Raw genomic sequence first — 23,248 nt, 5'->3', positions numbered from 1 at the left:
GGGGTCCTCCTTATTTATTGATTTATCAATGATAAATTTCCTATTTTGTCAAAATAACCCTTTAAAAAACCCAAAAATGAAAGCCTGTTGTTTCTTATAACTTCATCATCCACCATAACCATGACATCATCAAAAAACTTATTTATATATGGCTCCAATGTAAGTAATAGCTCAAGTGATTTGTTAAAATCCTCTCTTTCTAAGTATAATTGAAAATCAGAGGAAATACCATTGATTCTTTCAAAAAGAGTTTTTTCGGCACTTTGTTGAAATAGCTTAGAGTCAAAAATGGTGTTTGTGTGCTGAGCTTTTTTAAGGATATTAGAGATCCTTTTATAGCTCTGGGCTACAGATGTAAACAGATCACTGCCTTTAGCATCTGTTAAGGCCTTTGCCATTTTTTCAAGTTTTAGGATGTCATGGGATAGCTCCAAAACAGCATCAACGGCATCAGGATCACAGCCGTCTGAGATGAGTAGCTGTTTAAATCTCTGCAAGATAAAATCGATCACAGAAGATTTTATTGATTGTTTATCGAAGGTTACTTTGTTTTCAAGTAGCTGAAGGGATCTTTCAATGATCCTTAAAAGATCAAGTCTAAAGCCTTTACCTCTGATGATTTGTAGCACACCGATAGCGTTTCTCCTGAGGGCATAGGGGTCATTGTTCCCGGTGGGTATCAAGCCTATGGAGAAACAACCACATATTGTGTCTATTTTGTCTGCTATCGAAACTAAGGTACCTGAAATTGTTGTGGGTATTTGGTCTCCAGAAAATCTTGGTAAATAGTGTTCGTAGATACCGGTGCAAACCTCTTCATCTTCTCCTTGTACTCTGGCATATTCTCTACCCATGACACCCTGAAGCTCAGGGAATTCGTAGACCATTTCGGTCATCAGATCTGCTTTGCAGAGATAGGCTGTTTTATCTATAAAATCTTTTTGCTTACTGTCGAGCTTGAGTTCTTCTGCAAGAAAAGCTGCTAAAGATCTAAATCTCTCCATCTTTTCATAGGATGTACCTAATTTTTCTTGATAGATAACCTTTTTTAATTCTTCAACCCTTGCACTCAATGGGATGTTTTTGTCGTTTTCATAGAAAAAGGCAGCATCTTTAAGCCTTGCTCTGAGTACCCTTTCGTAACCTTTTCTTATATTGTCGTTTACAGGTCTAGTATTTGATACACCTATAAAAAGGTTGCTTACTCTGCCGGTGTTTCTGTTTTTGGTGTAAAAGTACTTCTGATGATTTTTCATTGAGGTGATCAGTACCTCTTCTGGTAGTTTAAGAAAATCTTCGCTAAAGCTTCCCAAAACCACAAAAGGGTATTCCACAAGGTTGGTCACGGTATTCAACAACTCGTCATCAATATCGACAACCACATTGTTTTTTTGGGCTATACTCAGTATTTCGGACTTAATCTTCTCCTTCCTCCTATTTCTTTCCACTATTACATAGTGCTCTGAGAGCTTTTTAAAGTAGTCCTCAGGGTGGGACACAATAATCTCATTTTTAGAATGGAATCGATGGCCAAAGGTAAAATTATTGGCTTTTATACCATCTATTTCAAAAGGCAATACTTCGTTATCAAAAAGGGAGATGAAGGATTTTACAGGTCTTGCAAACCTGAAATTTTTGTCACCCCACCGCATAGTTTTTTTAAATGGGATATTTTGAATTATTCTGGGGACATGTTCGACAAGGATCTCTCTGGTACTCTTGCCAGCAATAAACTTTTTGCCAGATAAATAATCCCCTTTTGGTGTAGTTATCTTTCTTAGACTTTCTATTGGGAGACCTTTGGCTTTGGCAAAGTTTAGTGCTGCAGTGGTGAGATTGCCATCCGTATCAAAAGCTAAAGAGGCAGGTGGACCCATTACCTCCTCTTCTATATCTGGTTGTTTATCTGGTAAACCTTTGATCCAAACGAAGAGCCTTCTTGGGGTACCATCGGAAAGTATATCTTCATAAGAAATCTTACTATCGCTTAAGAGTTTTTCAAAGGAGCTAACGAGGTGATCGATACCAACATTAACAAAATCAGCTGGGATTTCTTCGCTACAAATCTCTAAAAAATAATACGACATATTTCCTCCAGGTTTTTCTTATGCTAAGAGCAAAGACTCGAAATCTTTTATTTATAACTATTAAATCTGGAGTTTTCAAGTATAATTTGTATGTGGATGCTAATCAATTAAAATTTAGGCTTAAACAGTGTAGTAGGTCTCTATTGATGGGTTTAATGTGGAGAGGGAAAATTTGGAGCTGTTTAATTTTGCATTTTTCTTTAATATGGCAATAAGCTTTGATAATTCGATTTCGGAGATATTTATTTCAAAGGGTGGGATCTCTAAGATGGCAGCACTGACCCCTAAGAGGGGAAAGCATGTTTTATTACCATTTCTATCCAGTGATATGTAGCATCTATTCATTATCTCTTCTATTGAATAGAAGCTTGATGTGAAATCCTTGAAATCTGAGACTATCTTTTCAAAAACTGTTATGATACTGTAAGGGTTGGATTTTTCTGTTTTAATCGATGCAAAAAAATCATCTCCCCCTACATGGCCAATGAAAAAACTATCATTGTTTTGATATTTTTTTAAAATTGTGGCAAAAGTCTGAATGGCTCTATCACCTACTCTAAAGCCAAATTTGTCATTGAATGGCTTAAAATTGTCAAAGTCAAAATACAAAAGGTAGTTATAGTTAACGGTATCTTTTAATGCGTTGTTTATAGTCTCAGATATAACTGTATTACCTGGTAAGCCAGTAAGTGGGTTTGTTTCAAAGGCCTGCTTTAGGCGTAGATCGTTTAGAATTTTGAGTATGGAGTTGTTTGTAAGAAACCCCATATAGGTCATGTCGTTTGTTACGAAAATACCAATTGAGTTGTAGTTTACTACCTGATTCATGGCGTCTTCAATTTTTGATCTTATATCGATTACAGGTGTTTTTTTAACGAAATCCATTAGGGTTATATTGTGAAGTTTGCTTGTGAGAAGTTCTCTTCCAAAGGGGCTATAAATGTATTCCCGTAGGTCCCTTTCCAATATGATACCAACTGGAGTAAAATTGCTATCCACTACCGGGACAAAGTCGTAATTTGAGTTTTGAAAATATGTCAAAACATCGACTACAGAATTGTTGTGTTTAAGGGGTGGAATGAAAACCATCTCTTCTTTTAGATATGCATTAACGGAGACAACATTCCTCCTATCTCTGTTGTACAGGGATTCTATATCTTCATATTTTAGCTTGATTGAATACTCATCTTTTGTGGGTTTTTGTATGAAATAGCCTTGTATGAGATCCACGTCGAGGGATTTTAGGTAATAGTATTCTGCTTCTGTTTCAACACCTTCAGCGATTATTGTTACCCCAAGACTTTTGGCTACTTTTACAATGGCAGTGGTTAGTGAGGCTTTTTTAAGGTCCTTGTTTATATCCCTTATAAGAAATTTGTCCAATTTGATGTAGTCTGGTTCTGAGTGGTATAGAAGTTCAAAATTTGAAAAGCCAGAGCCGAAATCGTCAATGGCTAATTTAAAGCCAGATTTTTTTGCTCTGTTTAACACTCTGTTGTATATAGAGGTGAAGTTGTGGTTTGTTTTCTCGGTGAGCTCCAAACACCAGTTGTTTAAAGGGATATTGTATTGTTTGAGTATTTCTTCGGTAAACCCAAAGTGATAATCCGGCATCTCCATAATTCGGTGATCATAGTTATAAAATATTATTATGTTGCGATAGTTTTTAATGTTTGAGATCTTTTTGGCAGCTTTATCCCTTAAAGCCTTTTCCAGTGGAACTAAAACTTTGTCATTTACAGCTGTATCAAAGAAGTGTTCAATCGATGTAAAGCCACAATCCTCGACCCCTCTGATGAGTAATTCAATGCCATGTATCTTACCTGAGATGATTGAAACTATAGGTTGAATGGCATAATCTATGTATTCAATTTTTGGTTCCCATTTTTCTTTGAAAAGTTGGTTCATTGTCATCACCCAGCGTAAAATAGAATGTTAAGTTTAAATTTAATTCATGAAATTGTAAAATTATCTTAAAAGAATATTTTACCTTCTTTTTTCATCAATCTAACAATTTTTAAACATCGTTGTTGTATCCAAAAGAAAAACCAAAGGTGCCGTATGACTAAAAAAGTTTTTGTTCTTGATACAAATGTTATGCTTCATTCCCCCTATTGTTTAGAAACATTTGAAGAAAATGATGTGGTGATTCCCGCTGTCTGTATAGAGGAGTTGGATAAGTTTAAAGGGTTGTATGACCTAAAGGGGTTTTATGCGAGGGAGTTTATACGTAATTTTGAAAAGATATGGGGTAATAATGATCTCATAAATGGTGTTAAGCTGTCAGGGGGAGGGAGAATCTTTATCAGATATCTTAAAAAGGATATTACACTGCCCTTTGATTTTGATCTGAACAAATCAGATAATCTACTTTTGAAGATTGTACTGCAAACCATGAGGGAGTTTGATAATGAAGTGATACTGGTAAGTAAAGATACAAATCTGAGGATAAAAGCCAGTGTTTTGGGGATTAGGTCTGAGGATTATTATCATGATAAAAGTCCCTCAAATAATCTAGCTTATTCTGATACAATGCTTGTTGGTGATGAAATTATAGAGCGTTTTTATAAAAGTTCGGAAATATCCTTTGAGGAACTAGTAGAGATGGGGTATTGCCTTCAAAATGGGCATATAAAAAGGTATTGTTTATTAAAATCTGAAGAAAATGAAAAGAAAGGGGTACTTGTAAAGTATAACTATAGCTCCAGTAGCTATAAAAAGATCGATTTGAATGAAATGCTTCTGGGGGTAAACCCCACTAATTATCAACAAAAGTTTTTTGTAGATGCTCTTTTTGACTACAATATAAAGATTATTTTTGCTATTGGTATTGCTGGTACTGGTAAAACGTTACTATCCATTGCATCGGGATTAACTCAGGTGCTCAACAAAAAGTATAAAAAGCTGATTATCAGTAGGTCACCAGTTCCAATGGGTCGAGATATAGGGTATCTGCCTGGGGATATTCAAAACAAATTGGACCCATGGCTGAAACCGATCTATGACAATATTGACCTTATCATAGGTAACATCCAGAACAAAAACAGTGAAGAGGATTATGATAGGTTTAGCGTAGATATTACGTTGGATTATTTAAAAAGTGCAAATCTCATTGAAGTGGAAGGGCTTACTTATATACGGGGTAGGACTTTTCATAATTCCTTCATCATTATTGATGAAGCCCAAAATTTGACGCCCCACGAAGTAAAAACGATTATAACAAGAGTTGGGAAAAACTCCAAGATAGTTTTAACTGGAGATATACACCAGATTGATAACCCCTATGTGGATGAAAGGGACAACGGTTTAACTTATGCGAGTGAACGTTTTAATAAAAGTGAAAGTGATCTTGCTGTAACTGTGTACTTAAATAAATGTGAGAGAAGTGAGGTATCAAAAATTGCTGCTACTATATTGTAAAGGGTGAATCATGCTAAAAGTCGATTTGCATCTACATTCAAAATATTCGAAAAAGCCTACGGAGTGGTTTTTAAAAAGAATTGGGGCAGCGGAGTCCTATACTGAGCCAGAATTTTTATACAACAAACTCAAAGATCGGGGTATGGATGCCGTAACAATTACAGATCATAATACGATTAGAGGTTGTTTAAAACTCAAAGAGAAGTTTCCTGATGATACTTTTATCAGCGTTGAAGCTACTGCCCACTTTCCAGAAGATGATTGTAAAGTACATATCTTGATATATGATATAAATGAGGATCAATTTAAAGAGATAGATAAACTTAGGTATAACATCTATGATTTAAGGGAATATCTTATAACTTCTGATATAGCTCATTCTGTGGCTCATCCTATCTATTCAGTAAATGATAGACTTACTCTGGAGCATCTAGAAAAACTACTGGTGCTTTTCAATACCTTTGAAGGTATCAATGCCTGTAGAGGGGCTCTTTACAACGAAAAATTCATTTCTATAGTTACCAATTTAACTAAAAGTGACATCGAGGTACTTGCAGAAAAGCATAGTATAATACCTCAAGGTGACAATCCCCATAAAAAGATCATCACTGCAGGTTCTGATGATCACTCTGGATTGATGATGGCCAAAGCTTATACTTATTCTGACACGGCTAAAACTATTTCTGAGTTTTTGATTGAGTTAAAAAAAGGGGGGGTAAAATATAGTGGAACATCTGCTGATTTTTATACGCTTGCTTTTAATATTTACAAAATAGCTTACGAATACTCCCAAAAAAATAAAACAATATATCTTGCAGGGGGGATGATAGGTCAGCTGATAGAAAATATATCTTCAACTAAAAAAAATGGCTTCTGGGAAGAATTTAAGCTGAGAAGGTTAAAAAAGAAAAGTACTATTCATAGGCTTTTTTCCGATTTGATAAGGGAGTTAAAAGAGATCTCCGAGGAGGATATAAATAGAAGGTTTGAAGTGGTTTTTGATAAAATATCGGAGATATCTGATGAATTTATTCGTAATATTTTCAAAAAGTTGAATAAAAAGGGAAGTTCGCTGGATGGCATATACAAATCATTTGTGGCAGCACTACCCGGCATTTTTATGACGATACCTTTTTTCTCATCTTTTAGAATATCTTTCAAAGACCATCAGTTGATAAATGATCTTTGCAATAGATTTAGGGCTGATAATGGTAAAGTTAAAAAAATTGCTTGGTTTACAGATACTATTAATGATCTCAATGGTGTCTCTGTGACAATTAAAGCCTTAGGTGTACAGGCGTTTCGAAGAAACCTACCTCTTATTATCTATGGATCCCTAAATGAAGATGAGTTTTCCAATGAATTACCAGCAAACTATGTTAACTTGCCTCCAATAATCGATTTTAAACTTCCCTACTATTCCCATCTTAAAATCAAGATCCCCTCTATTATGAAGTCTCTAAAGATAATTAGCGATTTTGCACCGGATGAGATATATATATCTACACCAGGTCCTGTTGGGATTTTGGGACTTATAGTAGGTAAGGTGCTCAATATAAAAACAATAGGTATATACCATACTGATTTTACTAAAGAGGTTTTTCAGATAAGCAAAGATGAATCCCTTGCCCAGTTTGTGGAAAGGTATGTTAATTTCTTCTATAATATGGTGGACATTGTAAAACCTACATCAGAACAGTATTTATCCATGTTATCTAAAAGAGGGGTTACGAAATGTAATGGTGTTTTTAACAGGGGTGTTGATACTGAAATCTTTCGTCCTATTTACAACCTATCAGACTCAAAAAGCATTAATCTTATCTATGTGGGTAGGATATCAAAGGATAAAAATATAGATTTTCTAATGGAGATCTATTTCGAGCTTCTAAATAGGTTCCCAGAGAATAGGTTGCGCCTATTCTTGATTGGGGATGGTCCATACAAAGATAAAGCAGAGCATAGGTACCGGCATAAACATATTTATTTTGTAGGTAAAATAAAGAACAAAGAATTGCCCCAGTACTATAGCATGGGGGATCTTTTTGTATTTCCAAGCAATACCGATACCTTTGGAATGGTTGTACTGGAAGCTCAGGCTTGTGCGTTACCTGCTATAGTATCAGATGTTGGTGGACCAAAGGAGATTATTATAGATAAAGTGACAGGTTTCGTGGCAAGAGCCAATGATCTCGATGATTGGGTAAATAAGATATCTACCTATATTAAATGGAAAATAGAAAGCAATCCAAAAATAGATTCCATGAAATACGAATCTTTTACAAATGTGAAATATAAATACGATTGGGAACAGGTACTAAGGGGGATATTCTGATTGTTGATTTTTTTCAATTATTTTAAAGTTAAATTACTATTTTTTTACATTAATATAATCTAATTATAACAACTTGTTTCTAAAATAATATTAATTTCTAAAATAATATTAAAAAAAGGAGGTTAAAATATGTTCAAAAAAACTATTATCGGTACCGCTGTAATAGCTTCAATGTTTTTGATGTCTGGATGTGGTGGTGATTCTAATGGTGTTCCACAAACCAAAAATATTGTATCGGCTGAGTTTCAGGAAGTTAGTGTTCCTGTTACAGATGATGAAATTGTTTCTGTGAGAGTTAGTAATAAACTTATTGTGAAGTATGATGATGGTTCTTCTCAAGAATACCCTTTGTCTTATAATGAAATTTTAAAAACAGGAACAACATTGGGTGTTGCAGTTTTCGGGCAATTGTTGGATGTTAATAAACAACCATTTAAAAACTTAGCTTATAGTATGGATTATGTATCATATAATCCCGATGCTAACAGTATTTTAAACATAGGTGGTAAATATTATTTGATAACACATTTTGAGGAACCAGGTGGTATGTTGTATAAGACAGAACTTGATCCTGTTACTTTAAAAGCTAAAAATACTGAAAATATAGATTTTTCCTCAGTTGATGGTACATTAATAAATTGTGCTGGGACAAGAACGCCTTGGAATACACATTTGGGTGGTGAAGAAGATTATAATTTAAATACTATTTATGCTGATAATGCTTCACCTTATTATACTATCTGTCAAAAAGATAACAACACAGGTTATTTTAATGGTAATAATTCAAATGGAAAAGGTGATTATTTTTGTCAGTATGTTGGTTCAATGCAAAGGTACCTGCTTGATTTAAACATTGATGTTACTAAAGGTTATCATGGAGATAGATTCAATCCATATAAATATGGATATAATGTTGAGGTTAAGGTGAATGATAATGGTACGATACAAGTAGCAAAACACTATATCACTGGAAAATATACTCCTGAACAAGCTATCATCATGCCTGATAATAAGACAATGTATTTGAGTGATGATGGATCATATAAAGGTCTTTATAAATTAGTCTTAGATAAGCCACAAACAACTTTTAGCTCAAACTGGTGTGGCACTCTATATGCAGCTAAATTAGATCAATATGACAGCCAAAACGGTGGAACATTTTTGGTTAACTGGATTAAGTTGGGTACTAGCTGTGATAACGATATTAAAAAGCTTATTGATAAGAAATTGATAGTTAGTGATATATTTGATATTGATGCTAATATCAAGAGTATTGATAATGCAAGCTTATGTAAGACTGATTTAGGATATTCCTTTATTGTGGAAGATGGGATGGCTCAATGTTTAAGACTCAAAGTTGGACAAAACAGATCAAATAAATTTAGCAATGATAATGAGGTGAAATTGGCAGCAGCTTTTTTAGAAACAAGAAGATATGCTGGTATATTGGGAGCAACTATTGAATTTGAAAAAGGTGAGGGTTTGGCTTATAACCATGATGAGAATAAGGTCTATATTGCCATATCTTCTATAAGAGCTGGTATGTCTGATAATTTAGGAGATATTAGACTTACAACTAATGATTGTGGAGGTGTTTATGAGCTTGGATTGGATAACTATTACAATGCTTATTATATGAAAGGCTTGGTGTTGGGTAGCCCATTAAAAGATGGTGATCCAGGAAGTGATAAAAATCGTTGTGATGTAAATAAAATTGCTAATCCAGATAATATAAGATATATTGGTAGGAACATTTTACTGATAGGAGAAGATACATCTAATCATTTAAATAACATGGCATGGGCATATAACTTAAAAACTAAAAAATTAACAAGGATAGCTACAGTACCTACAGGTGCTGAGGTTACGGGAGTTTTTGAAGTAGGCAATATTAATAATAATTATGTTATAACTCTTAACATCCAGCATCCATTTGTTGATAAGTTTAGAAATGTAAAGGGAGATGTAGTAAATCAGAAATATCTTGATCAAAACACAGATAAGAAAAAGGGAATAGTAGGATTGATCAAGGGTATACCTGCAGGGATCTTTTCTGAGAGGTAATTATGAGTGAAAAAATTAAGGGGGATAACTTCCCCTTTTTTTTGAAGATATTAACATGGTTTTTATTTTTATATATTTTATCTTGCAATTCAAGTACTGATTCTAAATTAAAAGAGTTATTTACAGAAATAAGAGATGATGAAAAAGGGGCGTTCATAGCAAATTTAGAAAAAGAGAATGGAATCAAATATGAAGAAATTGAAAACAAAGGTGCTTATATCCCATCAATGTGTTACACCAAGACTATAGATGAAAATGGGGTGGTACATAATCCATGCTATCCCTGTCACACTGTTGGAAAACTACCTAATGCTATGGCTGATACAGAATTACAAGAAAGTTATGATTTTCCTACAACCATGTTAGAAAACCCTTATAAAAATCTTTTTGAAGATAGAAGTAAAGAAGTGAATAAGATTTCCAATGATGAAATGTACACTTATATAAGAAAGAGTAACTACTTAAACGATGAAGGAGATATTATACTTTATAAAAAATTACCTAAAAATTGGAAAGGTTATATTCCAGACTGCTATTTCAATTTTGATGAAGATGGTTTTGATAGAAATCCAAAGACTGGTCAATATACTGGTTGGAGAGCTTATAAGTATTACCCATTTCAGGGAACTTTTTGGCCAACAAATGGTTCAACAGATGATGTTATAATAAGATTACCTGAATATTTTATGAAGAATGAAAAGGGTGAATTTGATAAAAAAATTTGGATAGCCAATCTGAATATTATTGAATCATTTGTTAAGCAAGCAGATATTGTAAGCAATGATTATTTAGATGAAAAGTATATAAGCACAGATTTGGATGATGATGGATATTTAGGAGTGACAAATAAAATTAAATTTAAGAAGCACTTAACTCCTGTTGGTAAATCGAAATTACTGCTTAATAGAGGTGAATTGCAACTTGAGCCTGGGCTTTTTCCGAAATATACCGAGTTTTTGCATACTGTTAGATATATTGATTGGGATGAGGAAAATAAACAGATTAAAATGTCTAACAGGATGAAAGAGGTTAGATATGCGATAAAAGAGGAATGGTTATCATCTTTTGAAATAAGAGCGCTTATAGAAAAAAAATTGGAAGAAAGACATCCCTCTAAGTCATTAAATCCAGAACCTCAAATTGAGGCATTTCCTGGGGATTATGAAAAAGGTATGAAAAACATTTATGGTTGGAGATATAGTGGGTATATAGAAGACAAATGGGGAAATTTAAGACCACAAACTAATGAGGAAACACTCTTTTGTATGGGTTGTCATGATACCATAGGAGCTACCACTGATTCTACTTTTTCCTATGTGAGAAAATTTGAATGGGGTTATTGGTCTAAATACGGTATTAAAAATGTAAAAGAGCCTATAGTTGAGTATCAAAAATATGGGAAACAAAATGAATACGCTTTTTACCTAAAAAATAATAAATCAGGTAATGAGTTTAGGACAAATGATGAGATACTTAAAAAATTTTTTAATATATATGGATCAATTAAAACTGACATATTAGAAGTGCTCAAAAATGATATATCTATATTGCTTTATCCCTCTAAAGAAAGGGCTGAGACATTAAATAAGAACTACATGGTAATAGTAAAAAATCAAAGTTTTACTAAAGGAAGAGATGCTAATACAGAGCCCTTAGACAAAAGTGTCCATAAGAGCGTACAACCTAAGCAATCAACAGGTATAAAAGATACTATTTTTTAGATATGGGAAATTTTAAAGAGATATTTAAGTTGCTGTTTAAAAAGAACATTTCAGGGCAATTGATTATCCAGATCACTGACCATTGTAATGCCACATGTCCCCAATGTGGTATGAACAAAAACAATAGTTATAAAAGATGGTCATTACCCCGGGATGAGGTTTTAAGGATTATTGATGAGGCTGTTTTTGCTGACATAAAGGCCATATCCTTTACTGGTGGGGAGCCTTTGCTACTGCAGGATGAGCTTTTTTCATACATAAGATATGCAAGTTCAAAAGGTATAATATTTACCAGAACAGGTACAAACGGTTTTATTTTTATGGGACATACTAAAAGTGATTTCGAGCAGAGGATCCATAGGTTGGCTCAGAGAATAAAAGCATCAAACCTATATACCTTCTGGATTAGTATAGATACCTATGATGTAGAAAAACATGAGTCAAACAGGGGGCTATTTGGTGTTATAAAAGGTATTGAAAAAGGTCTTAAGATTTTTGAACAGTATTCCTTGTACCCATCTGTAAATCTGGGGATAAATAGGTTAATTGAGACAGGTAGTCAAAAGTATGACTTAAATGGGAAATTTAATCCTGATCAGTTTTATGAGAGCTATAGTTTAGGCTTAACTAAGTTTTTTAAGTTTGTTATAGATTTAGGTTTTACTATTGCAAATCTTTGCTATCCTATGAGTTTTGATGGTGCTGTTTACAGGGCAGAATCCTCCGAGAGACTTGTAAAATATGATGAGGAAGAAAAAAAGGTACTGTTTAGAGTTATTTATGATACGATCCCTAAGTTTCGCGATAAAATCAGGATATTTACCCCCTTAAGCTCCATAAATGTGTTAATGGCCCAATACAAAGGAGTTCCTTTGAAAAACTTTAGCTGTAGGGGTGGTAAAGATTTCTTTTTTGTAGATAGCACAGGGGAGACATACCCTTGTGGGTTTTTATCAGATCATAGATTGGGTGTTTTTCATAGAAGGATTGAAAAAGTCAACTTTGAGTGTGTTAAATGCGATTGGGAATGTTTTAGAGATCCATCAGTATTGTTTTCACCTCTGATCAATCTAAAACGATTTCCCATACATCAAATAAACGATATCTTTAAAAACAATACTTTTTACAGAGATTGGGTAAAAGACCTTTTATATTACCGAAAATGTGGTTTTTTCAATATGCATAGCCCCAAAAGTTTTTAACAGGATTTAGCTTGTTAGTTCAGCTTGTTCTTCATCGTTTCCACAGCATTTTTTATATTTTTTGCCACTGCCACAAGGGCAGGGATCGTTTCTGCCCACTTTTGGGGTGTCTCTTCTTATCGGGGTATGTTTTTCGTTTGATTCTAAATCTTCTTCGGAAAAGATGTCCCTTCGTTCCTCTTTTATATTTTTGGGGGTTTCCTCTTTTAAATCAAGTGACTCCTCAGATCTAATCTGAACATGGAAAACAAGCTCGATAGTTTCGTGGTAAAGCCTTCTCATCATATCTGAAAAGATGTTGAAGGATTCTTTTTTGTATTCTATCAGAGGATCTTTCTGACCGTACCCCCTTAGTCCCACACTGTCCCTTAGGTGATCCATCATAAGCAGATGTTCTTTCCATTTTGAGTCCAAGACATTGATCATGACAAATCTTACCACAGGTTTGAAATGTTCTCCTAAAAGATCTTTTTTTGTATTTAGTTTTTCAAGGGCTAATTCTATGATTTTGTTTTTTAAAGGTTCCACATTTTTTCGGCTTACACTTGGCAAATCTGGCATTTCTATATCAAAGGTTTTGTGTAATTCCTCTTTTAGACCATCGTAATCCTGTTCTTCTGCATTTATGATAAAGTCCTCTATCAAGTTTGATACAAGGTTTTCTATTTTTTCAATAATGACTTTTTCAATATCTTCATCTGAAAGGATACTCCTTCTCAAGCTGTAGATAATCTTTCGTTGTTGATTCATCACATTGTCGTACTCAAGAAGGTGCTTTCTGATTTCAAAATGTATCCCTTCTACCTTTTTTTGGGCGTTTTCTATTGCTTTGTTTATTAGAGGGTGTTCAATTGGTTCACCATCCTTCATGCCTAACTTGTCCATTATAAAAGAGATCTTTTCTGAACCGAAGATTCTTAGTAGATCATCCTCCAAACTAAGAAAAAATCTTGATGAACCCGGGTCTCCCTGACGACCCGAACGACCCCTTAATTGGTTATCGATCCTTCTGGATTCATGTCGTTCGGTTCCTATAATATGTAGCCCCCCTAAAGCTTTGACCTCATCATTTATCTTGATATCTGTACCTCTACCTGCCATATTGGTGGCTATGGTGACAGCGCCTTTGGCGCCGGCATTAGCAATGATGGCAGCTTCTTTTTCATGATGCTTTGCATTGAGCACCTGATGGGGCACGAGTTTTTTAGAAAGGAGCTTACTGAGGTACTCAGATTTGTCTATCGATACGGTACCCACAAGCACAGGTCTACCCTGTTTGTGCATAGATATTATCTCTTTTACTATGGCATCGTACTTCTCTTTGGCGGTTTTATATATCTGATCTGGATGATCTATCCTAATCATCTTTTTGTTTGGTGGGATTGGGACTACCCTTAATCCATAGATCTCCATAAACTCCTGGGCTTCTGTGAGGGCTGTACCTGTCATACCTGCTAATTTTTCATACATCCTAAAAAAGTTTTGGAATGTGATCGAGGCAAGGGTTTGGTTTTCACTTTCAATTTTCACATTCTCTTTGGCTTCGATAGCCTGATGTAGACCATCGGAGTACCTTCTACCGGGCATGAGGCGACCGGTGAATTCGTCAACAATAATCACTTGACCATCCTGAACTACATAGTCCACATCTTTGTGGAATAGATTGTGTGCCCGTAGGGAGTTATTTATATAATGTAATAGATCTATGTTTTTTGCGTCATATAGGTTTTGGATGTTGAGAATTTTTTCGATTTTATTTATACCCTCGTAAGTGAGTTTTACGATTTTATCCTTTTCGTTAACTATGTAGTCGATATCTTTTGTGAGTTGTCTGATTACCTTGTCGATATGATAATAGGTATCCACAGAAAGCTCTGTAGGGCCACTTATAATAAGAGGAGTCCTTGCCTCATCTATGAGGATACTATCTACTTCATCCACAATTGCAAAGTGTAGGTATTTTTGACAATATTCATCAAGGCTATATTTCATATTATCCCTTAAATAGTCAAAACCAAACTCATTGTTCGTACCATAGGTAATATCGGCGGCGTAAGCCTCTTTCCTCTCACAGGGTATCAATTTTGTGGTAAACTTTTCTTGATTATCCCAGCTGACCAGAAAGCTGCCATTTTGTTGGATTACACCTACAGATAAACCTAAAAAAAGGTATATTGGACCCATCCAGAGGGCATCTCTTTTGGCGAGGTAGTCGTTTACTGTTACTAAATGGGCACCTTTACCAGTAAGGGCGTTTAGATAAAGGGCTAAAGTGGCCACGAGTGTTTTCCCCTCACCGGTTTTCATCTCTGCAATCCCACCTTTGTGAAGGACATATCCACCTATGAGCTGAACATCGAAGTGTCTCATATCTAAAGTTCTTTTGGCTACCTCTCTTACTGTGGCAAAAGCTTCCACCAAGATATCATCGAGATCTTTCCCTTCGGAAAGCAGTATTTTGAAATACTTAGTTTTCTCCTTGAGTTCGCTGTTTGAAAGTTTTGATATTTCTGGCTCTAAACTATTTATCTGTTGGACAATGGGTGTGATCTTTTTTAGATATTTATCTTCGCTGTTACCGAAGATCTTTTTTAAAAGAGTATTTATCATTATTGTCTCCTCACTTTATCCCTATTTTCAGTAATAGTCACCAGCCAGTAGATAATACCAAGCACTGCTATGGAAATGATGATAAGAGCAACTTTTTCAATATTCCCACTGTGTTCTAATGTTATTATCAAAAGATCCCTTACAAATGCTATAAGTGCAACACCCACAAAAGTACTGATTTTAAATTTTGCGCCTTTAATAATATTGATTTCTGTATAAAGTAGTTCCGAAAGTACCCAGATCATAAGTAGTGAGCTCAATGCTTTTATAATAAAGTAATCAGGTTTTTGTTTCATAAGTAATATAATGTCAACCGTGAAATAGCCAGCGGCAGCAATGGTAAGAAATATTAAAAAAGATAGTATGATTATCTGGGTGATAAATTCTATTCTTTCACTTATAGAAATGACAAAATCCCTTAAGGTAAGAAATACTGAATACTTTTTTATCTCTGTGGTATAATAAGCATCTGAAATAACATCTTTGTTTATATCCATAAGTTTGTGCATGGAGAAGAGCAACTCTTTCCTTTTTATGTCATCAGTAACGTTTTGGAAGATTTTTTCATGGAACCATTGCCTTGACCAGTTTGCCATGGCATTGAACATATCTTGGGATATGGAATATTTAATGTGAGCATTACCTATATTTACTAAATATTCAAGGTATTTGTTATCTATTTTGCCTTCAAAAAACTTTAGGTACCATTTTTTCAACATCTCTTGGTGATTTTGAATAATATCAGGGGTCATCGATTCTGGTAATTTTATTTTAACAAGCATGTGATCGTAGAAATCTGATATATACTGATCTGCATACTCCTGCATGAACTTATTCATCTCCATGAGGTTTTGGATATCTTTTTCTGTAAGGGAATAGTTTTGGATGATTTCTTTGACGTACTTAATATGCGCCTCCGTTTAGCAATTTTCTATTTATTTTTTCTTGATATTAAGATAAAATTCAGTAAAAATAAAGAGAATTTTTTATAGAGGTATAAAAGTGGGAAGAAGATCAGAGATCCTCAGGTTGACAAATGAAACGGAGATTAAAGTTGTATTGGAGTTGGATGAAAAGAAAGAATCTAAGATCTTTACCGGCTGTGGCTTTTTAGACCATATGCTGGATCTTTTTGCAAAGCATGGCGGATTTGGATTAGAGGTATATGCTAAGGGTGATTCCCATATAGATTGGCACCATACCTTTGAAGACATAGGTATCTCTTTGGGTAAAGCGTTTTACGAAGCGTTAGGGGATAAAAAAGGAATAGTTAGATATGGATTTTTTCTTCTGACAATGGACGAAACCCTTGTAGAGGTAGCGTTGGACTTTGGGGGTAGAGCCTATTTAAATTATGATGTTAAGTTTTATGTTGGGAAGGTAGGGGATGTGGATGTGGAGCTTTTTAAGGAGTTTTTTAAAGCTTTTTCTGACAATGCTAAATGTAATCTTCATATCATAAAGAGATATGGAGAAAACACTCATCATATAGTAGAGGGGATATTCAAAGCTGTAGCAAGAAGCATCAAAACTGCTGTAACTATTGAAGGGGATCAAATTCCTTCCACAAAGGGAGTTTTGGAATGATAGCCATTGTTGATTATGGAATGGGTAATTTAAAGAGCGTTTACAACGCCTTTAAAATGATTGGTTTTGATGTGGCTATAGTTTCAGATGAAAAGGCGATTATAAATGCTGACAGAGTAGTGTTGCCGGGTGTTGGTGCTTTTGGTGATTGTATGAATGGACTTGTTGAAAGAGGGCTTCTGGAAAGTATCAAGGGTTTCATCGCAACTGGTAAGCCTTTTTTGGGGATATGTGTAGGGATGCAATTGCTTTTTGAAAAAAGCTATGAGTTTGGAGAACAAAAGGGGCTCGGGTATTTTAGGGGGACAGTACAGAGGTTTCCCGGTAGAGAGGGTTTCAAAGTACCTCATATGGGGTGGAATATGATAAAAAAGCTCACGGATCACCCTTTGCTATCGGGTATTGCAGATGGTGCATATCTTTATTTCGTTCATTCTTATTATGCTCCGGTGGTGGAAAATACTGTAGCTGTTTGCAATTATATAGAGGATTTTACTGCTATGGTTGTAAAAGGTAACATAGCAGGTGTCCAATTTCACCCTGAAAAGAGCCAGAAGATAGGGCTAAGTATTCTTAAGAACTTTGGAGAGTGGAGATGTTGATAATTCCAGCTATCGATTTATTGGGGGGTAAGGTGGTACGCCTTGAAAAAGGGGATATGGATAAGTTTAAGGTCTATTCAAATGATCCTGTAGAGGTGGCAAAAAGATTTGAGGAGTATGGGGTGTCGAGGCTCCATGTGGTGGATCTGGATGGGGCAAAGAAGGGTGATACTGTAAATTATCATATTATCGAATCGATTGTAAAAAATACCAGCTTATCTTTGGATGTGGGTGGTGGCATAAGAAGTATTGAAAAGTGTGATCAATATCTTGGGCTTGGTGTGGATTATGTGGTATTAGGCACTGCGGTAATAAAAAATCCTGAATTTACCAAAGAAGCGTTGAAAAAATATCCCGGTAAGATTATACTTGGAATAGATGCAAAAGATGGTTACGTGGCAACAGACGGATGGTATGAGAAAAGTGATTTAACAGCGGTGGATGTGGTAAAAATATATGAAGGGTTCGATGTGGCGGCCATCATTTATACAGATATAAGTCGAGATGGGATGTTAACTGGGGTTAATGTGGATGCTACTGTACACTTGTCCCGCCAGACTAAACAAAAGATTATAGCTTCAGGGGGGGTAAAGGGTGAGGAAGATATCTTTGAGTTAGCAAGATTTGGTATCTATGGTTGTATTATAGGTAAGGCGTATTATGAGGGCAGATTGGATATTAAAAAGATATTAGAAAAAATGAAATAGGAGGTATCTGCATGGATAAATTTTATACTACGTTAGCTACAGGTTTTTTTACTGGTTATTTAAGTGTAGCACCTGGTACTGTTGGGACACTTGTGGCTATACCGTTGTACTTTTTGGTCAGTCTGTTCTTTGCAAAATGGGTTGTATTTCTTTTTGGTCTTTTCCTTGTAGTTGGAGGTTATTTTGCTGCTAATTATTACGCTTCTATCTCTGATGAAAAGGACCCTCGGGAGATTGTGATTGATGAGATTGCTGCCTTTTATATGTTGATATTTTTTGCTCCTCTTGGAACCTTCACTATGGTGATCAAACTACCTATTCTTTTCGCTCTATTTAGGTTTTTTGATATTGTTAAGCTATATCCTTCTAATCTCGTGGAAAGATTTGAGGGTGGATTGGGTATTATGTTGGATGATTTTGTAGCTGCAGTATATGCACTGATAGTATATTTAATTATACTCTGGGCTTTATAGAATGGTACAGGCAGCCATCGTTGCCATAGGTTCTGAGATATTTACAGGTAGTATCGTTGATACCAACTCTTCGTATCTTGCCAAAAGATTGACGGAGTTGGGAATAGAAGTCAACACAATTATGCCTTTGCCTGATGATCTTGAACGAATGGTTGAGACTTTTCGGCGATTACTCGGGGAAAATATGCTTCTTTTTACTACTGGTGGGCTTGGGCCCACTTTTGATGATCTAACAGCTGAAGGCATTGCAAAAGCCACCGGTAGATCCCTTGTTTTTAATGAGATAGCCTATGGGCATATACTTAATCTCTTGAATAAAAGAGGTGTTGCTGTTAAGGATTCCCATAAGCGTCAGGCATATCTCCCTGAGGGAGCCATATTGTTGCCCAACAGTAGAGGTACTGCGATGGGGTTTGTTTGTAGTTTTGGGGAATCATATACCATTTCGATGCCGGGTATCCCCTATGAAATGAAGACAATGTTTGAGAATCATGTGGTACCTTTTATCAGAGATAAATTTGATATACCCTTAATATTTTTAAAAGAACTAAAGTTTACTGGTGTCCCAGAATCGGATGTGGATGACGTTGTAAGGCGCATAGGTATACCTGAAGGTTTGTCGTGTATTATAAATGTTGGAAAAGGTGAGATTGTTTTAAGATTAAAGAGCTTTCATGAAGATATACTTGAAAATTTTGCTGATAGAGTCGTAAAAAGTTTAGAACAGTTTTATCTGGGTTTGGCTGATGATACCCTTGAATCTATACTTGTGAAAAGATTAAGGGATAAAAACATGTCTATCGCGTTTGTAGAAAGCTGTACAGGGGGACTTGTATCAAAAAAGGTTACAGATGTTCCCGGTTCTTCATCAGTGTTTAAAGGTTCTGTGGTCTGTTATTCCAATGAATCAAAGGTTGACATCTTGGGTGTTCCCATTGAGCTTTTAGAGAGATCTGGGGCAGTAAGTGTAGAAACAGTAATGGCCATGTTAAATGGTGGTAAAAAGCTTTTTAAGTCCGATATCACTGCTGCAATTACCGGCATTGCAGGGCCGACAGGAGGTAGTGAGGATAAACCAGTAGGGCTTGTGTATATTGCTTTGGATATTTTGGGTGAAGTGGAGGTGTCCAAACAGTTGTTTTCAGGAGATAGAGAGACGATAAGGGAAAGAAGCTGTAAATATGTATTTGATACTATAATAAAAAAACTGAGAGGATAATGAGGAGTTTTATAGCTATAGAATTGGGTAATGATATAAAAAAAAAGATTGTAGCCGTACAGAATAGGTTTCATTCGGTAGTAAATGGTAAGTTCGTTTTAGAAGATCAACTACATGCTACTCTGTTTTTTTTTGAGGATTTTAAAGGGGATTTAAATGGATTAAAATCTTTTTTTCTAAATGAAGCATTCGAAAGCTTAACAGCAATAGTTAAAGGTGTTGATTTTTTTTCTCATAACAGAGAGCCAAAGATACTTTATCTGAGCTTCTATTCGGAAGGTATATATCCATTGTACCAAAAAATAAGAGGGTTTTTAGACCAACATGGTGCATTCTATGATAAAAAACCTTTCAAAGAACATATCACCCTTTGCAGGATAAAAAGTGTGACAAATAAAGATCTTTTTTATGAAAGGGTAAAAAATGAAAGCGAAATGATAAGAGATATTAAGTTTGAGATATTGGGAATAGCTTTTTATAAAAGTACCCTTACAAATAAAGGTCCATTATATGAAAAGCTTTTTTCTATGGGAGGTAGATGAATGAAGATAAAGATTATAAACGGTAGTCCAAGAAAAAATGGTAATAGTAGTTTTATATCAGAGGAGTTGGAAAAGTATTTTATGGCCAGAGGGGATCAGGTAGAGGTGGTGTATCTGAATGGTTTGAATTTTAAGGGTTGTCAGGGATGCCTTTCCTGTAGAAAAAACGGTTCCTTTTGTGTGGTTGTTGATGACCTGCAGAGTAAGCTCCGAGATTTTGTGGATACTGATCTGTTTGTTTTGATCTCTCCAAATTATTATGGTGCAATAACAGGTCAGATGAAGCTTTTTTTAGATCGCTGGTATTGTTTGAAGGATCAGCAAAGAAGAAGTAAGTTAAAAGAAGGGGCAAAAGCTTTTTTTATCGTAACACAGGGGTCTCCCAATAGGGATCATGGTAAATCTATTATAGATTGGGCAAAGCATATCTTTGAAGGGTTTGGTTGTAAGTATTATGGTTATGTATTACCAAACTGTAGTACAGAAAATTTAGACATGGTAAAGGCTAAAATGAAAGAGATCAGTATGCACATAGGTATGTTTGTTTGAGGTTTACTGTGAAAGAGCATATCTTTTGGGATGGTGAAAAGCTGATTTTGTTAGATCAAAGGAAGTTGCCTTTTGCTGAAGAGTTTGTGACATGCTATTGTTTAGAGGATGTGGCAAGAGCAATTAAGGATATGGTTGTAAGGGGAGCACCGGCTATTGGGATAGCTGCGGCGTATGGAGTAGTTTTGGGAGTGAAAAAAGGTTTTCGGCGAAAAGATATCTTCGACATTCTCATAAACACAAGACCTACTGCTGTAAATCTAAGATGGGCGCTATTGAGGTGTTTTAAAGAGATGGATGAAGGCAAGGATGTGGAGATTGTAGTAAAAAATATTCACTATGAGGACCTTGAGATAAATAAAAGGATTGGTGCTTACGGTGAAGTTTTAATAAAAGATGGAGATAATATACTTACCCATTGTAATGCAGGTGCCTTAGCCACAGGGGGTTTTGGTACTGCTTTAGGGGTGATTAGATCAGCTTATTATAGTGGAAAAAAGATACATGTGTATGTGGATGAGACCAGACCTTATCTTCAGGGGGCAAGGTTGACAAGTTATGAACTGTTAGAAGAGGGGATAGATTGTACATTAATTTGCGACAACATGGCTGGTTATTTGATGCAGAAAGGTTTGATAGATAGTGTTGTAGTTGGTGCAGACCGAATAGCAAGAAATGGTGATGTGGCTAATAAGATTGGTACATACAGTTTAGCAATTTTAGCATATCATCACCAAATACCTTTTTATGTGGCGGCACCTCTTAGTACGTTTGATCTAAGTATAAAAGATAAAGATGAGGTTGTTGTTGAGGAAAGAGATGGAGATGAGGTTAGGTCTGTTTTCGGAGTAAAAGTGGCTCCAGATAACATTAAGGTCTTTAATCCATCCTTTGACGTGACCCCTCATCCCTTTATAACCTGTATAATCACTGAAAGGGGGATAATATATCCCCCTTTTGAGGAAAATATAGCAAAAGCTTTTAATACTTAAACAGGAGGATTTATGAATGTAAGCTACAAAGAATTAGGTCTTGTAAGCACAAGGGAGATGTTTAAAAAGGCAATGGAGGGTAAATATGCAGTCCCCGCCTACAATTTCAACAATCTTGAGCAACTTCAGGCTATTATTCAGGCATGTGTCGAGACGAGATCTCCAGTGATCCTTCAAGTGTCAAAAGGGGCAAGGGAGTATGCTAATGCAACGATATTAAGGTATTTGGCTTTGGGTGCTACTAAATTAGCTGAAGAGTTGGGGTATAAAATCCCTATAGCTCTCCATCTTGATCATGGTGATAGCTTTGAAATTTGTAAGTCGTGTGTAGATTACGGTTTTTCTTCAGTCATGATAGATGGTTCCCATTTACCATTTGAGGAAAATATTGCCCTTACGAAACAAGTGGTGGATTATGCCCATCAGTTTGATGTAACTGTAGAAGGTGAGCTTGGCGTTCTTGCAGGTATAGAGGATGATGTTTCGGCCGATCATTCCCATTATACAGACCCGGCACAGGTGGAGGAGTTTGTTTCAAGAACCGGTGTTGATTCTCTGGCTATATCTATAGGTACATCCCATGGAGCATACAAGTTTAAGGTCAAGCCGGGAGAAGAGGTGCCACCTTTAAGATTTGATATCCTTGAAGAGGTTGAAAAAAGACTACCGGGTTTTCCTATTGTTCTACATGGGGCTTCATCGGTGGTGCCAGAATATGTTGAACTTATCAATAAATATGGAGGAAAACTTGAGGGTGCTGTTGGGGTACCTGAGGAACAGCTTAGAAGGGCAGCAGCAAGTGCAGTATGTAAGATCAATATAGATAGTGATGGTAGACTTGCTTTCACGGCTAAGGTGAGGGAGTATCTTGCAAAGAATCCAACAGAATTTGACCCGAGAAAGTATCTGAAACCTGCCAGAGAAGAACTGGTTAAGCTGTATAAGCATAAGAATATCAATGTGTTAGGCAGTGCAGGGAAAGCTTAAAACAAAAAAATAATTTTTTTAAAAAAACCTCTTGACAAAGGTGATATGATTATGTATATTCCTTTTCCCCGTTGATGAGGGGGAAGTGATTGAAAGCAGAATAGGTCAGCGATAGATAATGAGTAGGGCTAAGGTATACTTTCGGATGGAGAGT

18 protein-coding genes are annotated in these 23,248 nt (G+C 35.5%); 14 read left to right on the top strand and 4 right to left on the bottom strand.

The genetic code is table 11. The features are described from left to right. Window positions 1-14 precede the first annotated feature (14 nt). Together glyS and N3C60_02855 are read right to left on the bottom strand one after the other, a co-directional pair. The gene (gene glyS / locus N3C60_02860; protein ID MCX8083839.1) at window positions 15-2,087 is read right to left on the bottom strand and encodes a glycine--tRNA ligase subunit beta; all 2,073 of its coding nucleotides are present in this window, start codon (window positions 2,085-2,087) and stop codon (window positions 15-17) included. Between the two features lie 120 nt (window positions 2,088-2,207). Beyond that, complete coding sequence (locus N3C60_02855) at window positions 2,208-3,995, bottom strand: EAL domain-containing protein (protein ID MCX8083838.1); 1,788 nt, start codon at window positions 3,993-3,995, stop codon at window positions 2,208-2,210. A 153-nt stretch (window positions 3,996-4,148) separates the two neighbouring features. On the opposite strand from N3C60_02855, the gene N3C60_02850 reads away from it, so the two are divergent. The 5 genes from N3C60_02850 to N3C60_02830 all read left to right on the top strand — a co-directional run bounded on the left by N3C60_02850 (window position 4,149) and on the right by N3C60_02830 (window position 12,826). Next, on the top strand, window positions 4,149-5,507 hold the full coding sequence (locus tag N3C60_02850; GenBank protein MCX8083837.1) for a PhoH family protein: 1,359 nt from the start codon (window positions 4,149-4,151) through the stop codon (window positions 5,505-5,507). A 10-nt stretch (window positions 5,508-5,517) separates the two neighbouring features. Next, window positions 5,518-7,839 (top strand): glycosyltransferase, encoded by a 2,322-nt coding sequence (locus N3C60_02845; GenBank protein ID MCX8083836.1) that lies wholly within the window; start codon window positions 5,518-5,520, stop codon window positions 7,837-7,839. 129 nt (window positions 7,840-7,968) lie between these two features. Next, window positions 7,969-9,903, top strand: coding sequence for a DUF839 domain-containing protein (locus N3C60_02840; GenBank protein ID MCX8083835.1), 1,935 nt, complete (start codon window positions 7,969-7,971; stop codon window positions 9,901-9,903). A gap of 2 nt (window positions 9,904-9,905) precedes the next feature. Then, window positions 9,906-11,624: a hypothetical protein gene (locus tag N3C60_02835; protein MCX8083834.1), complete on the top strand. Its 1,719-nt coding sequence runs from the start codon at window positions 9,906-9,908 to the stop codon at window positions 11,622-11,624. A gap of 2 nt (window positions 11,625-11,626) precedes the next feature. Next, on the top strand, window positions 11,627-12,826 hold the full coding sequence (locus N3C60_02830) for a radical SAM protein (protein ID MCX8083833.1): 1,200 nt from the start codon (window positions 11,627-11,629) through the stop codon (window positions 12,824-12,826). A 6-nt stretch (window positions 12,827-12,832) separates the two neighbouring features. Here N3C60_02830 and secA read toward each other — a convergent pair whose 3' ends face one another. Together secA and N3C60_02820 are read right to left on the bottom strand one after the other, a co-directional pair. Further along, the gene (gene secA / locus N3C60_02825) at window positions 12,833-15,436 is read right to left on the bottom strand and encodes a preprotein translocase subunit SecA (protein MCX8083832.1); all 2,604 of its coding nucleotides are present in this window, start codon (window positions 15,434-15,436) and stop codon (window positions 12,833-12,835) included. Continuing rightward, the gene (locus N3C60_02820) at window positions 15,436-16,323 is read right to left on the bottom strand and encodes a protoglobin domain-containing protein (protein ID MCX8083831.1); all 888 of its coding nucleotides are present in this window, start codon (window positions 16,321-16,323) and stop codon (window positions 15,436-15,438) included. The genes secA and N3C60_02820 overlap by 1 nt, the downstream gene beginning before the upstream one ends. Before the next feature lie 115 nt (window positions 16,324-16,438). On the opposite strand from N3C60_02820, the gene hisB reads away from it, so the two are divergent. Genes hisB through N3C60_02775 form a run of 9 tightly spaced genes read left to right on the top strand, consistent with a single transcriptional unit; the run spans window position 16,439 to window position 23,094 of the window. Next, window positions 16,439-17,023: an imidazoleglycerol-phosphate dehydratase HisB gene (gene hisB, locus N3C60_02815; GenBank protein MCX8083830.1), complete on the top strand. Its 585-nt coding sequence runs from the start codon at window positions 16,439-16,441 to the stop codon at window positions 17,021-17,023. Further along, on the top strand, window positions 17,020-17,625 hold the full coding sequence (gene hisH, locus N3C60_02810) for an imidazole glycerol phosphate synthase subunit HisH (protein MCX8083829.1): 606 nt from the start codon (window positions 17,020-17,022) through the stop codon (window positions 17,623-17,625). Before hisB ends, hisH begins: the two co-directional genes overlap by 4 nt. Next, on the top strand, window positions 17,619-18,332 hold the full coding sequence (hisA, locus tag N3C60_02805; protein MCX8083828.1) for a 1-(5-phosphoribosyl)-5-[(5-phosphoribosylamino)methylideneamino]imidazole-4-carboxamide isomerase: 714 nt from the start codon (window positions 17,619-17,621) through the stop codon (window positions 18,330-18,332). The genes hisH and hisA overlap by 7 nt, the downstream gene beginning before the upstream one ends. Before the next feature lie 11 nt (window positions 18,333-18,343). Further along, window positions 18,344-18,805 (top strand): phosphatidylglycerophosphatase A, encoded by a 462-nt coding sequence (locus N3C60_02800; protein ID MCX8083827.1) that lies wholly within the window; start codon window positions 18,344-18,346, stop codon window positions 18,803-18,805. 1 nt (window position 18,806) lies between these two features. Continuing rightward, the gene (locus N3C60_02795; GenBank protein MCX8083826.1) at window positions 18,807-20,024 is read left to right on the top strand and encodes a CinA family nicotinamide mononucleotide deamidase-related protein; all 1,218 of its coding nucleotides are present in this window, start codon (window positions 18,807-18,809) and stop codon (window positions 20,022-20,024) included. Further along, on the top strand, window positions 20,024-20,566 hold the full coding sequence (gene thpR, locus N3C60_02790; protein MCX8083825.1) for an RNA 2',3'-cyclic phosphodiesterase: 543 nt from the start codon (window positions 20,024-20,026) through the stop codon (window positions 20,564-20,566). The genes N3C60_02795 and thpR overlap by 1 nt, the downstream gene beginning before the upstream one ends. Continuing rightward, window positions 20,567-21,115, top strand: coding sequence for a flavodoxin family protein (locus N3C60_02785; GenBank protein MCX8083824.1), 549 nt, complete (start codon window positions 20,567-20,569; stop codon window positions 21,113-21,115). It begins immediately after the preceding gene. A gap of 8 nt (window positions 21,116-21,123) precedes the next feature. Beyond that, window positions 21,124-22,107 carry an S-methyl-5-thioribose-1-phosphate isomerase gene (mtnA, locus tag N3C60_02780; GenBank protein MCX8083823.1) on the top strand — a complete coding sequence of 328 codons (984 nt, stop codon included), beginning with the start codon at window positions 21,124-21,126 and terminating at the stop codon, window positions 22,105-22,107. A gap of 12 nt (window positions 22,108-22,119) precedes the next feature. Next, window positions 22,120-23,094 carry a class II fructose-1,6-bisphosphate aldolase gene (locus N3C60_02775; protein ID MCX8083822.1) on the top strand — a complete coding sequence of 325 codons (975 nt, stop codon included), beginning with the start codon at window positions 22,120-22,122 and terminating at the stop codon, window positions 23,092-23,094. Window positions 23,095-23,248: the final 154 nt, after the last annotated feature.

This window comes from Calditerrivibrio sp. (assembly GCA_026415135.1).
Taxonomy (GTDB): domain Bacteria; phylum Chrysiogenota; class Deferribacteres; order Deferribacterales; family Calditerrivibrionaceae; genus Calditerrivibrio.
Note: the sequence above shows the minus strand (reverse complement) of the source record. Positions and strands in the feature narration are given on the sequence as shown.